Here is a 13,916-nt window from a genome sequence, read left to right on the forward strand (position 1 = left end):
CGGACTGGCATCAGAAAAGGCCCTGCTGTGACGCTTGAAACCACGTTGAACCGGCTGAAAAGCACCCTGTCGCGGGCCAAGGGCATCGAAGCCCTGGTGTTCTGGGCCAAAGATGGCCTCTGGGCCGATGCCATGGGCGAGACGCTGGAGCATGAAGAAATCGTCTTTTATGCCGAAGGTCTGCTGATGGAAGGCACGGCCATGGCCTGGCAAGTGATCGGCACCGCTGATGCGCCCGATCATCTGCGGCTGTTCTTTTGGCAAGGCAGTGCCCCTGCCCTGCCCGCGGCCCCGGCCGGCTTTGCCGTGCTGGACAGCGTGACCATCGCCAGCCCATGACCCCAAACCGCCTGATCCTGGCCATTTGGCGCCATATGACCCCGGCCATGGGCGAAACCTCGCGCCCCGAATTGATCCGGGCGACGCTGGGCACGGCACTGGCGATTGCGATGACCGATCTGTTGTTGTGGACCTTGCGCCACATGACGCCCGCGCTGCCCGGTGGCACGGGTGATCCGATGCGCGAGTTGATTCTGGTTTCCCCCTTTGCCGCCACGGCCTTTTTGATTCTGACCGTGCCAAACAGCCCGCTGGCACAGCCCTGGTCGGCGATCATCGGCAATACGATCGGTTGCGCCAGCGGGGTGTTGTGCATCTGGGTGTTGCCCTTTCCAGTTCTGGCGGCGGCACTGGCCGTCGGGCTGTCGGTCGTGGCGATGGCCGCAGCGCGGGCCCTGCACCCGCCCGGTGCCGCCATGGCGCTGAATGCGGTCTTGCTGCATTTTTCCGGCACCGATACGGGGGCGGCCTTTGTTTTGGCCACGGTGATGCTGGGGTCTGTGGTGCTGGTGCTGTTTGGCATGGTGTTCAACCCGCTGACCGGGCGGCGCTATCCATTTCGACAGCCCAGCGAAACCCTGCCCAAAGAGGCGATCAGCCTTGCCGCCATTCTGGAGCGGTTGAAGCTGTCGGCCAATATCGGTGTGGCCGACCTTTCGCGCCTGATTGCCGCGGTCGAGGCCGAGGCAACAGCCCATCACCTTGGCCATATGGCCGCCGGGTCGATGATGACGGCAGCGCCGTTCACCCTGCCCCCCACGGCCACGCTGCCCGAGATGTCGGCGGCCTTCAGGGACCACCCGTTCCGCTCTATCCCCGTGGCCGAGCAGGGGCTGTATCTGGGGTTGGTGCGCCAGGCCGCGCTGATCGAGGCGGACGCGGCCGCCACGGCCAAGGATCTGATGATCGAGGTGCCAACCATTGCCCCCACCGCCGAACTGCCCGAGGTGCTGCCGCATCTGACAGCCGGTCGGCTGCGGGTTTTGCCGGTGGTTGATGATGGGCGGTTGCAGGGCATCATCACCCGGTCAGACCTGATCGGAGTGCTGGCCCGCGCGCTGCGCGGCGCCTAGCGCGATTTGCCGACGTTCATCACCCAGTAATATTGCCCCCCCGCCGTGGCCAGCCCCATCCCAATCTCGCTGACCCCCGGTTTCAGAATATTGGCCCAGTGCCCCGACGATTTGCGCCAGACACCCGCCGCACGGCCCACATCGGCACTGCCCATTTTGGCGATGTTTTCAGCCGCCGCGCGAAACCGATAGCCGTTTGATTTCAGACGTTGCCCCAAATCTGGCCCCCCCCAGCGCTGATGCGAGAAATAGCCGCGATCGGCCATGTCACAGGCATGGCCCTGCGCGGCCTTGGCCAGTGCGGCGCTTTTGGACAGGGTGTTCAGCCCCTTGGCTTTGCGCTGCGCATTGATCCATCCGATCATCTCATTCTCCAATGCCGTGGCATTGGCGGGTTCGGTGCAGGCCAAGGCCATCGGCGCGGGTGCCGCCATCGTCATGGCGATCAAAAGTGCTTTCCATATCATCGCTGTTTCCCTTTGTGTGATTGCGCTGGCAGTTTAGCAGGTTTTGCCGCCAAGGCGGTTAATCCTGTGTGGCCGCATGTCGCCCAGCCCACAGCCCCGTGGCCCAGCAGGCGGTCAGCAGATAGCCGCCGGTCGGGGCCTCCCAATCCAGCATTTCCCCGCAGACAAAAATGCCGGGCAGGGCGCGCAGCTCCAACCCCTCGGTCACAGCCGTTCGGGCAATGCCCCCCGCCACCGAAATCGCCTCGTCCAGGGGGCGCGGGCCAGCCAGCGGCACCGGCAAGGCCGTCACCGCCTGATGCAAGGGCAGGTCGCGGCCAAATTCCATCACCAAGGCCGCCGCCACCGGGGAAAGGCCCAGTTTGCGCAACCGGTTGCCCAGACTGTCTGACGACCGAAGCCGCGCGAGGCGCGTGGCCAATGCCGTGAGGGCAAGATCAGGCATCAGGTCAAGTGTCAGGGGGGCCCCCTGCCGCAGGGCGCGGCTGATGGCGTAGATACCGCCGCCTTCCAGACCCCGCGAGGAAACAACGAATTCTCCCCGCTCGATCTGATGGCCCGCATGCAGCGCAGCGCCTTTGACCGCCTGCCCGAAATGCCGCGCCATATGTGGCGACCATGGCACCATAAACCCCATGTTTGCCGGTTGAAACGGGGTGATCTGCACGCCCCGGTCGTGCAACCACGGCACCCAGGCGGCATCCGAGCCGAGCCGCGCCCAACTGGCCCCACCCAGCGCCAGCACCGTCACCGCCGGGCGCAGCACCTGCCGCCCCTCGGGCGTGTCAAAGGCCAGACCCGCGCCATCAAAGCCCTGCCAGCGCCAGCGCGTGCGGATCACAACCCCCAGCCCCGCCAGCCGCGCCAACCAGGCCCGCAGCAGCGGAGAGCCTTTCATCGCCACCGGAAACACCCGGCCAGATGAACCGGCAAAGACAGGCTGACCCAGATCGCGGCACCACGCCTGCACCTGCTCGGGGCCGAATTCCGTCAGCATCGGTGCCAGCCAGTCGCTGTCATATTGCGCCGCAAAGGCGGCCAAAGGGTCGTCCTTGGTGACGTTCAGCCCCGATTTCCCGGCCATCAGAAACTTGCGCGCGACAGTGGGCTTGGCCTCGGCCACCACCACCTTGCGCCCGGCCTGCGCCAAGGCCTGGGCGGCCATCAACCCGGCAGGCCCGGCCCCGATGACCAGCGCATCAATCATTCTGGGTCTTCAGATGCACCACCCGCTGCGGGAAGGGCATCTCGATCCCCTCGGCCTTCAGCGCGTTCCAGATCGCGAACAAGACTGGCGAGCGATACTTGTTCTTACCGTCATCAATACCGTTCACCCAGTATTCAACGACGAAATCCACACTCGATTCGCCAAAGCCCGCCAATTCACAATCCGGCCCATCAGGTTTTTGCAGCACAAATGGCAAGGCCGCGACGGCGGCTTCGATGATGTCGGGGATGCGGTTGATGTCGGTGTCATAACTGACCGAAAATTCGGCCTCATACCGATTGGCGCTGCCCGCATCCGAGTAATTGATCACCCGCGTGGTGATGAAATGCTCGTTCGGAACCACAATCCACTTGCCGTCAAAGGTTTCCAGCACACAGGCCCGGGCCGTCATCTTGACGATGGTGCCCTTTTCACCGCCATCCAGTTCCACATAATCGCCCACGGTGGTCTGGCCCTCGACCAGCAGGATGATGCCGCTGATGAAGTTGGCCGCAATCTGCTGCAGACCAAGCCCGATCCCGACGCCCAGCGCACCGCCCAACACGGCAATGGCGGTCAGGTCGATGCCCATGATGCTCATCAACAGCAGAAAGGCCGCGCCAAAGATCAGGATCTCGGTCGCCTTGACCGCCAGTTCACGCGTGGCCGGGCGCAATTCCTTTTGCGATTTGATGTAATCTGCCGATTGCCGGTTTGACCAGGTGCCCATCCAGAACAGCAGGGCCCCGGCAATCACGCCCCGGATCAGCGCCATCACCGAAAACTGGATGTTGCCCAGAACGATCTGCGCCTCTTCCAGCCGCAGCACGATATCGTCCAGCACCCCCAGCGCATAAAGCCCAGCCACCGGGATCAGCACATATTTCCCCAACAGCCGCAGGAACCCGTCGGTCAGCACCTCCTGCACCAGCAACCGCGCGGCGATAAAGATGAACAGACGCTTGCCAAAGGCGATGACATCGCCACTGCCAAACATCGACCGGGTAAAGGCCTCGCCCAGCGCCGTCAGCCCATAGGCGATCAGGGGCAGCATCAGGGGCAGGAACCGCAACGAAAAGCGCCGCAGGCCGGCGATCATCCCGGCTTTCTCGGCAGCCGGCGTCACTATCCGCGTCAGCGTCCGCGACAGCCGCCCTGCAATCAGCCGCGCCGCCAGATAGGCCACAACCAGCAGGGCAAATTGCGACCAGGCGGCCGGGCTGGTCAGCCAACCCAAGGCCATCTGCGCGGCCTGATCCAGCCAGCCCATCACCCTGCCCACAAGTTCGCTTTGCATATCCATCGCCAAACCTTGCCTTTTCGTCGCCTCGGCGCATTCTTTCGCCCGGAACCCAAGCCATGACAAGTGACCCTGACCCGATCTGCCCGCTTTGCCTGCGCCCTATCCCCCCGGATGTGGCCCAAAGCCTGCATCACCTGATCCCGAAACTAAAGGGCGGCAAAGGTGGGCCCACCATCCTTGTGCATCATATCTGCCACAAGGAAATTCACGCCCGTTTCACCGAATCCGAACTGGCCCGCCAGTTCAACACTCCCGCCGACCTGCGCGGGTCTGATCGCCTGCGCCCGTTTCTGGACTGGGTTGCCAAACGCCCACCCGGTTTTCTGTCGCGCGTTCCGGGTGGCCCGCGCAAGAAACGCTGATCAGACTGCCCTTCATCTTGGCCGAAATACTCCGGGGGTGAATGGGCCGCAGGCCCAGAGGGGGCAGAGCCCCCATCTGGTCCACAACCGCAAAAAACCCCGCCATGACAACATGGCGGGGCAAGAGGCACCGCAGGCGGACCACGGTGCAGGCGTAAAGCAAAGCGCAGCGGCACTCTGGCCCCAGCGGGCCTTGGGTCGGGCGCCTCAGTTCGGGCGGCTTTGATCTGCTTCCATCTCGGCGCGGATCTGTTGGCGCAGGATGTCGATCGGAATCATCTTGCCATCGCGCTTGAAGTGCCAATAGGTCCAGCCATTGCAGGACGGGGCCTTTTCGCAAGCCGCCCCCACCTGATGGATTGAGCCTTTGATCTCATGCCCGACCAGCGTGCCATCGGCGCGGACCTTGGCCTTGAACCGGTTGCCAACCGAGAAAAGTTCCTCTCCCGGGCGCAGCATGCCGCGTTCGACCACCTGGCCAAAGGGCACACGCGGCTCGGCACGTTTTGAACCGGTCACTTCCAGACCGCTGGCATCGAACTTGCGCACGCGGGCCAGACGTTCGGTCGCGGCTTTGCGATAGGCTTCCTCGCGCTCGATCCCGATGAAATCGCGGCCCAGCATCTTGGCCACGGCACCCGTGGTGCCGGTGCCAAAGAACGGGTCCAGCACCACATCGCCGGGGTTGGTGGTCGCCACCAGCACGCGGTGCAGCAGGCTTTCGGGCTTTTGCGTCGGATGGGCTTTTTCGCCCTGATCGTTCTTCAGCCGTTCATGCCCGGTGCAGATCGGCAACACCCAGTCAGACCGCATCTGCACACCGTCATTCAGCGCCTTCAGCGCCTCATAGTTGAAGGTGTATTTGGCATTTTCTTCCCGGCTGGCCCAGATCAGCGTCTCATGCGCATTGGTCAGGCGCTTGCCCTTGAAATTCGGCATCGGGTTGGATTTGCGCCAGACCACATCGTTCAGCATCCAATAGCCGGCATCCTGCATCGCGGCGCCGACCCGAAAGATGTTGTGATAGCTGCCGATCACCCAGATCGCACCGTGCGGTTTCAGCAGGCGACGCGCGGCGCGCAGCCATTCGCGGGTAAAATCGTCATAGGCGGCAAAGCTGGAAAACTGATCCCAATGGTCATCGACCGCATCCACCTTGCTGTTGTCGGGGCGGTGCAGATCACCCTTGAGTTGCAGGTTATAGGGGGGGTCGGCAAAGATCAGGTCAACAGAGCCTTCGGGAAGGCTGTTCATCGTCTCGATGCAGTCACCTGCAAGGATCTGGTTCAGCGGAAGCGGGGGCCCCGGCTGCGCGGTCGTTTTTGTCATATTCTGCCTCTGTGCCCAGCGTCATTTTGTGCGCCGTTTGTAGGGAATAAGATGAGTCAGAGGCGATTCGTCGTCAAATCCTTTTTTGAATCAATCACTTACGGAAACATCTTGATACAAGATATTGTGCACGGGCTTGAATGAACGTCTATGAACGGGGGTCACCCCAAGATTTAGAAGCGCCTGAAGATGGGCTTTTGTCGGGTAACCTGCATTCGCTTCCCAGCCATATCCGGGGTACTGTTGCGCCAAATCCACCATCAGCCGATCGCGTGTGACTTTTGCGCAAATCGAGGCCGCCGCGATCGACAATGATTTGGCATCCCCCTTCACCACAGCCTGCGCCGGAATCGTCAGACCACGGGGCAGCAGATTGCCGTCGATCAGCGCATGGTCGGCGACCAGATCGGCGGTCAGGCCCGCAATCGCGCGCTCCATCGCCAGATGGCTGGCCCGCAAGATATTCAGGCTGTCGATCTCTTCAACGCTGGCATGGGCGATGCTGACCCGCGCCACTTGGTGCAAGATCTCAAACAGCGCCTCGCGCCGGGCCAACGTCAGCGTCTTGGAATCGGCCAGCCCGGCAGGGATATGGTGCGGATCAAGCCAGACGGCGGCGGCCGTGACCGGCCCGGCCAATGGCCCCCGGCCCACTTCATCAACCCCCACGACAAAGGCCGCGCCCTGCGCCTGCGCGGCCTGCTCATAGCTGTAATCTGCAACCGGTTTTGCCATGGCCCTGATTAACCCGGCCGACCTGCGATAAAAAGGGGGCAAAGGCTGCTCGGCCCCTTGCCCCCACAGGCGGAGCGGCATGCTGGCCGCCCCCCGCCATTCCATCCTGCCGATCAATAGCGATCCCGCCGCGGACGGTCATCATCATAGCCACGGTGCGAATCGCGGCGGCGGTCGTCATAGCCATGCCCGCCCCCCCGGCGCCCCTCGACGCGAAAGCCAGCATCCAGCAGGCAGTCTTCGCCATAGACACGGGCCATCCGGCCGTTGATGCGGGCGTCAAAGGCACAGTGCCGGGGCAAACGGCCCTCAAACCGGCTGCGCGTCAGGCAGCGGGCGGGATAGACGGTCACAGCGCGACGCTTGCCCATGATATCGACCGCGCAATTTGCGGGCAGGCGGGGGGCCAGCCCGTGGCGGCTGGGCAAAGGGCCCTTGGCATTGGCATTGGCCTTGTCATCATCCAGCGAATGAATGATCGCCCCAAGGGCAATGGCCGCCACAAGGGCCTTGGCCAGATCATCCCCCGCCTTGTCCGCCCGTGCCGGCAGGGCCGAGGCCAGCATCAGGCCAAGGGCGGTCACCCCCACGGTCAGCGCCATCAGCAAACCGCGCACCGGGGTGCGGCGGGCGGCGGGCAGGCTGCGGCTGTAGAATTGGCTGCGGGTCGAAAACACATCGCTTGTCATGGTCATCTCCTTTGGGCTGGGGCAGAACCGTGCCTGCCAGACCGTCGCAACCAGCGCGGCGATCATCATGGGCCCAGTGTCGGCCCCCTTGCGCCAGACAGACAATATCGCCCCGCCGCTAGGCGATAGCGACCCGGCCCCCACCGGCCGCTATCGGATAACAGCCCCCCGATCTGACTGACGATATTGAATATCACACCCGATCTGCGCCAATGTGGCCTTACACGCCAAATCCGCCGCGTCTCCGGAAAGGAGAACCCGATGAACCGCCTTTCAACACATCTTCGCCAAGGCCTGCTGCCCACCCTTATGGCTGTTGCCATGGCAGCCGCCAGCCCGGCCTCGGCGGAATGTTACGCAGATTACAAGGCCAAGCAGGATAACCCCTTGCGCCTGCACTATGGTGTGGCGCAAGTCAGCGATGCGAATTGTTCACGCGCAGGGGCACAGGCCGAACTGTCGGGGCGTCTGGCCGCTGCGGGTTGGACGCTGTTGAACGTCGTTTCCACTTTTGGCCCCGAGGGCCTTGGCGAAAGGCAAGCGAGTGCAGGAGAGTACTTCCTCCGTTTCTGACAGCCTGCGGGCTGGCAACCGCGTTGTCGGCTTTGGCATCGCGGCCATTGTGCTGATCCTGTTCGGGGCAGCCCTGTTTCTGTTTCTGAACCTGCCCGATGCCAATGCGTTCAATGCAAAAGTTGAACGGCTGTTTGTCGAAAATGACAACCTGACCACCGGGGCCGAAATCAAGCTGCTGGAGATTCTGGCCCAAAGCGGCACCTCTTTCGCGCAGGTGCTGCAAAGCTATCGGGTTGTGATCTTTGTGCTGTTGATCTTTTCGACGGCGTTGCTGATTGCGGCGCTGGTGTTTCTGGTGATGATCATCGCGCTGAACCGGCGTATTTCCGCGATCCAGCGATCTGGCATTCAGGTGGCCAGCCTGATGATCAGCCGCGAAGGCCGGGCCGTTTACATCAACGATCTGGAATTCCAACTGACCGAGGCCGCGCTGGAAACCCTGTCGGTTCTGGCCGAGGCCCGGATGGATGACGAAGTGCTGACCGGCGCGCAGATCGAAGCGGTGATTTCAGGCCGTAACGAAGTGGATTGCGACGAAGCCGCAGGCGCCACCCGCATCAAGCGCCTGCGCGACTCGCTGGGCAACCAGTTGGTCAGCGAACTGCTGGTGAAAACCATCGCGCGGCGCGGCTATGTGCTGGCCGTGGGCAAGGATGTGATCCGCATGGTTTAGGCGTGCCGGAATTCGCCCCCCATTCCGGGCCGATTTGTGTGAAGACATCGGCGGTTGCGCCTGCCCGCCCTGTCAGCCGGCTGTTACAGGCCCGATGCATATGGGGTTGCATAAGGGGGGGTGGGGGCCTATTTAACGCCCCTCTTGTCCCTGATGCACCCTTGGGGGGAATGTGATGATCCAGACGCCGTTCTACCAGATCGACCGGGCCAAGCTGGCCCGCAATATGGCCATCATGGATGAGCTGCGACACGCCTCGGGTGCCAAGGTCTTGCTGGCGCTGAAATGCTTTGCCACCTGGCCCGTGTTTGACCAGATGCGCGACCATATGGATGGCACCACTTCGTCGTCGCTTTACGAGTTGAAGCTGGGGCATGAGACCTTTGGCAAGGAAACCCATGCCTATTCCGTGGCCTGGGCCGACCATGAGATTGCCGAGGCCGTGACCTGCGCCGACAAGATCATCTTCAATTCCATCGGCCAACTGGAACGCTTTGACAACCAGTCGGCCAATATCGCCCGTGGCCTGCGGCTGAATCCGCGCTTTTCCACCAGCGGTTTTGATCTGGCCGATCCGGCCCGCCCGTTCAGCCGTCTTGGCGAATGGGATGCGCAAAAGATTGAAACGGTGATGGACCGGATTTCGGGCTTTATGATCCATTACAATTGCGAGAATGCCGATTTTGATCTGTTCGATCAGCAACTGACCCGGATCGAGGACGAGTTCGCCCCGCTGCTGTCGCGCCTGAGCTGGGTCAGCCTGGGCGGTGGCATCCATTTCACCGGGCCGGGCTATCCGGTGGCAAAGCTGGCCGCGCGGCTTAAGCGGTTTTCGCAACGCTTTGGCGTGCAGGTCTATCTGGAACCGGGCGAAGCCGCGATCACCAATGCCGCCAGCCTTGAGGTGACGGTGCTGGATGTTCTGAACAACGGCAAGGATCTGGCGGTGGTCGATGCAAGCGTCGAGGCGCATATGCTCGATCTCTTGATCTATCGCCTGTCGGGCAAGATCGAAACCTCGGGCGACCACCCCTATATGATCTGCGGCAAATCCTGCCTTGCGGGCGATGTGTTTGGCGAATTCAACTTCCCCAACCGCCTGAATGTGGGCGACCGGCTGTCTATTGCGGATGCTGCGGGCTATACAATGGTCAAGAAAAACTGGTTCAACGGCGTCAAGATGCCCAGCATCGTGGTGCGTGAACTGGATGGCAGCCTGATGGTTGCGCGGGAATTCGGCTATGCCGATTTCAAGGGCAACCTTGGCTGATCCTGCCAGTGCCCACCCTAGCCAAGGGCGCGATGCCCCCACCTCCCTCTGTCCTTAAAGGAGACGGTTCGAAGTGAAACGGAATGTTCTGATCGTTGGCGCCGGGGGCGTCGCTCAGGTTGTGGCCCATAAATGCGCCCAGCATAATGACCGTTTGGGTGATCTGCATATCGCCAGCCGCACCGTGACCAAGGCGCAGGCCATCATCGACTCTGTCCATGAAAAGTCGGCCATGAAGGTTCCCGGCGTCTTTACCGCCCATGCGCTGAACGCGATGGACAGCGCCGCCGTGGCCGCCCTGATCCGTCAGACAGATGCGCAGATCGTGATCAACGTCGGCTCGGCCTTTGTGAACATGACGGTGCTAGAGGCCTGCATCGAAACCGGTGCCGCCTATATGGATACCGCCATTCACGAAGACCCGGAAAAAATCTGCGAAACGCCGCCGTGGTATGGAAATTACGAATGGAAGCGCCGCGACCGCTGCCGCGCCGCCGGCGTGACGGCCATTCTGGGCGTGGGTTTTGACCCCGGCGTGGTGAATGCCTATGCCCGCATCGCCGCCGATATGCTGGACAGCGTGGCCTCGATCGACATCGTAGATATCAACGCAGGCAGTCATGGCCGCTGGTTCGCCACCAATTTCGACCCCGAAATCAACTTCCGCGAATTCACCGGCACGGTCTATTCCTGGCAGAACGGCGCGTGGCAATCGAACACGATGTTCGAAGTGGGCCGCGAATGGGATCTGCCCGTGGTTGGCACCCAAAAGGCCTATCTGACCGGCCATGATGAGGTGCATTCGCTGTCGGCCAACTATCCGCAGGCCGATGTGCGGTTCTGGATGGGCTTTGGCGACCATTACATCAACGTCTTCACCGTATTGAAAAACCTTGGCCTTCTGTCCGAAAAGCCGGTGAAAACCGCCGAAGGGCAAGAGGTTGTTCCGCTGAAAGTGGTCAAGGCCGTGCTGCCCGACCCTGCCAGCCTTGCCCCCGATTACACGGGCAAGACCTGCATCGGCGATCTGGTCAAGGGCACCAAGGATGGCCAACCCGCCGAGGTGTTCATCTATAACGTCGCCGACCACAAAGACGCCTATACCGAGGTCGGCAGCCAGGGCATCAGCTATACTGCCGGCGTGCCCCCGGTTGCCGCCGCCCTGCTGATTGCCGATGGCACCTGGGATGTCGGCACAATGGTGAATGTCGAGGAACTGGACCCCGCGCCGTTCATCAATCTGCTGAACCAGATCGGCCTGCCCACCCGCATCAAGGATGCCAAGGGCGACAGACCTCTGACATTCTGATCCGACAAAAGAGAAACCCGCCCGATTCGGCGGGTTTTTTCTTATGTGTGTTTGGAAACGGGTGGTATCGACTGCCAGATCACGGTCTTGCCGCAGCCTTGCTGCCAGACTGATGCAATCTGGCAGACACAACCTGTAAAAGTCGCGCCGCAAACCTCAAAAGAACAGGATGAAGCAGTCTCCGGGCAATCAGTGCAGCACCTCGAAGTGCTGTCACAAGACGCAACCATCTTAAGACGATCAGAGAGTTCAGTGGTGAGCCCGACAGGATTCGAACCTGTGACCCACTGATTAAAAGTCAGTTGCTCTACCAACTGAGCTACGGGCCCACAACTTGGGCGCTGATTACGGGCAGGCGCGGATGGGGTCAAGGGCAAAAAGGCTTCCCTCTGGCAAATTATCGAAAGCCGGCGTATATGCCCGGCCATGAACCAGAAAACTCGCCCCTCTGGCCTGCCCTTCATGAAAATGCACGGTGCTGGCAATGACTTCGTGGTGATCGACTCGCGCGGTGGCGCGGCGCGGGTCACCCCTGCATTGGCCCGGGCCCTGGGCGATCGCAATCGCGGCGTGGGTTTCGACCAGCTGGCCGAGATTCGCGACAGCCATGGCGACACCGATTTCACGCTCGATTTCTGGAACAACGATGGCAGCCGCGCCGGGGCCTGCGGCAATGCCACCCGCTGCGTGTCTGACTACATGATGCAGCAATTGGGCAAACCGGCCATCAGCCTGACCACCACCCGCGGCACCCTGTCGGCCCGCCGCCAGCCCGATGGCCGCGTCAGCGTCAACATGGGCCTGCCCCAGCTTGATTGGAATCAGATCCCCCTCTCACACCAGCTTGACCCGCTGCACCTGCCCCTGCCCGGCGATCCGGCGGCCGTGGGTATGGGCAACCCGCATTGCGTGTTCTTCGTGGCAGATGCCGAAGCCGTCGATCTGCCCGGCCGCGGCCCCGGCCTTGAACATGACCCGCTGTTCCCCCAGCGCACCAATGTCGAATTCGCCAGCCTGCTGGGCCCCAACCACCTGCGCATGCGCGTGTGGGAACGTGGCACCGGCATCACCCTTGCCTGCGGCTCGGGCGCCTGCGCCACCGCCGTGGCCGCCCACCTGCGCGGCCTGACCGGCAGGCAGGTGCGGCTTGATCTTGATGGCGGCACACTCGACATCGATTGGCGCGACGACGGCGTCTGGATGACCGGCCCCACAGCCCATGTCTTTGACGGGCACCTGTCTGATGCCTTTCTGGCCCAACTGACATGACAGCCCCGGTCTTTTCCACCCTTGGCTGCCGCCTGAACGCCTATGAAACCGAGGCGATGAAGGAACTGGCCCAAGCCGCCGGCCTGCAAGGCGCGGTAATCGTGAACACCTGTGCCGTGACGGCCGAGGCCGTGCGCAAAGCCAAGCAAGAGATCCGCAAACTCGCCCGCGAAAATCCGGGCGCCGCGGTCATCGTCACCGGCTGCGCCGCCCAGACAGAACCCGAAACCTTTGCCGCGATGCCCGAAGTCACGCGCGTGATCGGCAATCATGAAAAAATGCAGGCCGACACCTGGGCCAACCTGCGCCGCCCCGCCGATTTCATCGGCGACAGCGAAAAGATCATGGTCGATGACATCATGTCGGTGCGCGAAACGGCAGGCCATCTGATCGACGGCTTTGGCCGCCACCGCGCCTATGTGCAGGTGCAAAACGGCTGCGACCACCGCTGCACCTTTTGCATCATCCCCTATGGCCGCGGCAATTCCCGCTCGGTCCCGGCGGGCGTGGTGATCGACCAGATCAAACGCCTGGTGGACAAAGGCTTTAACGAGGTGGTGCTGACCGGCGTTGACCTCACCTCATGGGGGGCCGACCTGCCCGCAACCCCGCGCCTTGGCGATCTGGTGATGCGCATCCTGCGCCTCGTGCCCGATTTGCCGCGCCTGCGCATCAGCTCGATCGATTCGATCGAAGCGGATGAAAACCTGATGCTGGCCATCGCCACCGAACCCCGGCTGATGCCGCATCTGCATCTGTCCTTGCAGGCGGGCGATGACATGATCCTCAAACGCATGAAGCGCCGCCACCTGCGCGACGACGCCATCGCCTTTTGCCAAGAGGCCCGCCGCCTGCGCCCCGACATCATCTTTGGGGCCGATATCATCGCAGGCTTTCCAACCGAAACCGAAGAGATGTTCACCAACAGCCTGCGCCTTGTGCAGGATTGTGACCTGACCTTCCTGCATGTCTTCCCCTTCAGCCCGCGCAAAGGCACCCCCGCCGCACGGATGCCCCAAGTGAATGGCACGCAGATCAAAGACCGCGCCGCCCGCCTGCGCGCCGCAGGCGATGCCGCCCTGTCGCGCCATCTGGCCGCACAAACCGGCGCAAGCCACCGCATCTTGCTGGAATCGCCCATCCTTGGCCGGACCGAGCAGTTTACCGAGGTGGATTTTGCCACGGCCCAACCCGAAGGCCAGATCGTCACCGCAACAATCACCGGCCACAGCGGCCAGCGGCTGACGGCCTGACCCCCGGCCAAACTCTGCGCCCCGTGCCAGCCGCAGGTGCCTCCGGCGGGGATATTTAAGAA

Annotated in this window: 15 protein-coding genes and 1 tRNA gene; 9 read left to right on the forward strand and 7 right to left on the reverse strand. The window is 62.4% G+C overall.

Features of this window, described 5'->3' with window-relative positions:
* The first annotated feature begins 27 nt into the window (after nucleotides 1–27).
* Both V3C85_RS12665 and V3C85_RS12670 read left to right on the forward strand, forming a co-directional pair.
* A complete protein-coding gene (locus V3C85_RS12665) occupies nucleotides 28–339 on the forward strand; it encodes a hypothetical protein (RefSeq protein WP_331795463.1) in 312 nt (103 codons plus the stop codon).
* Nucleotides 336–1,412: an HPP family protein gene (locus V3C85_RS12670; protein WP_331795464.1), complete on the forward strand. Its 1,077-nt coding sequence runs from the start codon at nucleotides 336–338 to the stop codon at nucleotides 1,410–1,412. The genes V3C85_RS12665 and V3C85_RS12670 overlap by 4 nt, the downstream gene beginning before the upstream one ends.
* Here V3C85_RS12670 and V3C85_RS12675 read toward each other — a convergent pair.
* The 3 genes from V3C85_RS12675 to V3C85_RS12685 are packed head-to-tail and all read right to left on the reverse strand — an operon-like array spanning nucleotide 1,409 to nucleotide 4,389.
* Nucleotides 1,409–1,879 carry a CAP domain-containing protein gene (locus V3C85_RS12675; RefSeq protein ID WP_331795465.1) on the reverse strand — a complete coding sequence of 157 codons (471 nt, stop codon included), beginning with the start codon at nucleotides 1,877–1,879 and terminating at the stop codon, nucleotides 1,409–1,411. The two genes, V3C85_RS12670 and V3C85_RS12675, sit on opposite strands and share 4 nt — an antisense overlap.
* A 58-nt stretch (nucleotides 1,880–1,937) precedes the next feature.
* Complete coding sequence (locus V3C85_RS12680; protein ID WP_331795570.1) at nucleotides 1,938–3,083, reverse strand: TIGR03862 family flavoprotein; 1,146 nt, start codon at nucleotides 3,081–3,083, stop codon at nucleotides 1,938–1,940.
* Nucleotides 3,079–4,389, reverse strand: coding sequence for a mechanosensitive ion channel family protein (locus V3C85_RS12685; RefSeq protein WP_331795466.1), 1,311 nt, complete (start codon nucleotides 4,387–4,389; stop codon nucleotides 3,079–3,081). The genes V3C85_RS12680 and V3C85_RS12685 overlap by 5 nt, the downstream gene beginning before the upstream one ends.
* A gap of 56 nt (nucleotides 4,390–4,445) precedes the next feature.
* On the opposite strand from V3C85_RS12685, the gene V3C85_RS12690 reads away from it, so the two are divergent.
* The gene (locus tag V3C85_RS12690) at nucleotides 4,446–4,751 is read left to right on the forward strand and encodes an HNH endonuclease (RefSeq protein WP_331795467.1); all 306 of its coding nucleotides are present in this window, start codon (nucleotides 4,446–4,448) and stop codon (nucleotides 4,749–4,751) included.
* A 207-nt stretch (nucleotides 4,752–4,958) separates the two neighbouring features.
* Here the strand turns inward: V3C85_RS12690 and V3C85_RS12695 are convergent, their stop codons facing one another.
* The 3 genes from V3C85_RS12695 to V3C85_RS12705 form a co-directional block, all read right to left on the reverse strand.
* A complete protein-coding gene (locus V3C85_RS12695; RefSeq protein ID WP_331795468.1) occupies nucleotides 4,959–6,080 on the reverse strand; it encodes a site-specific DNA-methyltransferase in 1,122 nt (373 codons plus the stop codon).
* Between the two features lie 90 nt (nucleotides 6,081–6,170).
* A complete protein-coding gene (locus tag V3C85_RS12700; protein WP_331795469.1) occupies nucleotides 6,171–6,815 on the reverse strand; it encodes a ribonuclease HII in 645 nt (214 codons plus the stop codon).
* A 113-nt stretch (nucleotides 6,816–6,928) separates the two neighbouring features.
* Nucleotides 6,929–7,504, reverse strand: coding sequence for a hypothetical protein (locus tag V3C85_RS12705; RefSeq protein WP_331795470.1), 576 nt, complete (start codon nucleotides 7,502–7,504; stop codon nucleotides 6,929–6,931).
* Nucleotides 7,505–7,813: 309 nt separating this feature from the next.
* On the opposite strand from V3C85_RS12705, the gene V3C85_RS12710 reads away from it, so the two are divergent.
* The 4 genes from V3C85_RS12710 (at nucleotide 7,814) to V3C85_RS12725 (ending at nucleotide 11,332) form a co-directional block, all read left to right on the forward strand.
* Nucleotides 7,814–8,077, forward strand: a complete 264-nt coding sequence (locus tag V3C85_RS12710; protein ID WP_445942017.1) for a hypothetical protein — start codon at nucleotides 7,814–7,816, stop codon at nucleotides 8,075–8,077.
* On the forward strand, nucleotides 8,049–8,753 hold the full coding sequence (locus tag V3C85_RS12715; protein WP_331795472.1) for a winged helix-turn-helix domain-containing protein: 705 nt from the start codon (nucleotides 8,049–8,051) through the stop codon (nucleotides 8,751–8,753). The genes V3C85_RS12710 and V3C85_RS12715 overlap by 29 nt, the downstream gene beginning before the upstream one ends.
* Nucleotides 8,754–8,928: 175 nt before the next feature.
* Nucleotides 8,929–10,023 (forward strand): carboxynorspermidine decarboxylase, encoded by a 1,095-nt coding sequence (locus V3C85_RS12720; protein WP_331795473.1) that lies wholly within the window; start codon nucleotides 8,929–8,931, stop codon nucleotides 10,021–10,023.
* 73 nt (nucleotides 10,024–10,096) lie between these two features.
* The gene (locus tag V3C85_RS12725) at nucleotides 10,097–11,332 is read left to right on the forward strand and encodes a saccharopine dehydrogenase family protein (protein ID WP_331795474.1); all 1,236 of its coding nucleotides are present in this window, start codon (nucleotides 10,097–10,099) and stop codon (nucleotides 11,330–11,332) included.
* A 253-nt stretch (nucleotides 11,333–11,585) separates the two neighbouring features.
* Here the strand turns inward: V3C85_RS12725 and V3C85_RS12730 are convergent.
* Nucleotides 11,586–11,661, reverse strand: a tRNA-Lys gene (locus V3C85_RS12730).
* A 97-nt stretch (nucleotides 11,662–11,758) separates the two neighbouring features.
* Between V3C85_RS12730 and dapF the strand changes: the two genes are divergently transcribed.
* Together dapF and mtaB are read left to right on the forward strand one after the other, a co-directional pair.
* The gene (dapF, locus tag V3C85_RS12735; protein ID WP_331795475.1) at nucleotides 11,759–12,601 is read left to right on the forward strand and encodes a diaminopimelate epimerase; all 843 of its coding nucleotides are present in this window, start codon (nucleotides 11,759–11,761) and stop codon (nucleotides 12,599–12,601) included.
* Nucleotides 12,598–13,854, forward strand: coding sequence for a tRNA (N(6)-L-threonylcarbamoyladenosine(37)-C(2))-methylthiotransferase MtaB (gene mtaB / locus V3C85_RS12740; protein WP_331795476.1), 1,257 nt, complete (start codon nucleotides 12,598–12,600; stop codon nucleotides 13,852–13,854). The genes dapF and mtaB overlap by 4 nt, the downstream gene beginning before the upstream one ends.
* The last annotated feature ends 62 nt before the right edge of the window (nucleotides 13,855–13,916 follow it).

This window comes from Pseudotabrizicola sp. L79 (assembly GCF_036553525.1).
GTDB lineage: Bacteria > Pseudomonadota > Alphaproteobacteria > Rhodobacterales > Rhodobacteraceae > Pseudotabrizicola.

Excerpts from the sequence above, each read along its gene's own strand:
- V3C85_RS12670 (WP_331795464.1), top strand. The coding sequence starts at position 336 with ATGACCCCAAACCGCCTGATCCTGGCCATTTGGCGCCATATGACCCCG.
- V3C85_RS12675 (WP_331795465.1), bottom strand. The coding sequence starts at position 1,879 with ATGATATGGAAAGCACTTTTGATCGCCATGACGATGGCGGCACCCGCG.
- V3C85_RS12685 (WP_331795466.1), bottom strand. The coding sequence starts at position 4,389 with ATGGATATGCAAAGCGAACTTGTGGGCAGGGTGATGGGCTGGCTGGAT.
- V3C85_RS12690 (WP_331795467.1), top strand. The coding sequence starts at position 4,446 with ATGACAAGTGACCCTGACCCGATCTGCCCGCTTTGCCTGCGCCCTATC.
- V3C85_RS12695 (WP_331795468.1), bottom strand. The coding sequence starts at position 6,080 with ATGACAAAAACGACCGCGCAGCCGGGGCCCCCGCTTCCGCTGAACCAG.
- V3C85_RS12700 (WP_331795469.1), bottom strand. The coding sequence starts at position 6,815 with ATGGCAAAACCGGTTGCAGATTACAGCTATGAGCAGGCCGCGCAGGCG.
- V3C85_RS12705 (WP_331795470.1), bottom strand. The coding sequence starts at position 7,504 with ATGACAAGCGATGTGTTTTCGACCCGCAGCCAATTCTACAGCCGCAGC.
- V3C85_RS12710 (WP_445942017.1), top strand. The coding sequence starts at position 7,814 with ATGGCTGTTGCCATGGCAGCCGCCAGCCCGGCCTCGGCGGAATGTTAC.
- V3C85_RS12720 (WP_331795473.1), top strand. The coding sequence starts at position 8,929 with ATGATCCAGACGCCGTTCTACCAGATCGACCGGGCCAAGCTGGCCCGC.
- dapF (WP_331795475.1), top strand. The coding sequence starts at position 11,759 with ATGAACCAGAAAACTCGCCCCTCTGGCCTGCCCTTCATGAAAATGCAC.
- mtaB (WP_331795476.1), top strand. The coding sequence starts at position 12,598 with ATGACAGCCCCGGTCTTTTCCACCCTTGGCTGCCGCCTGAACGCCTAT.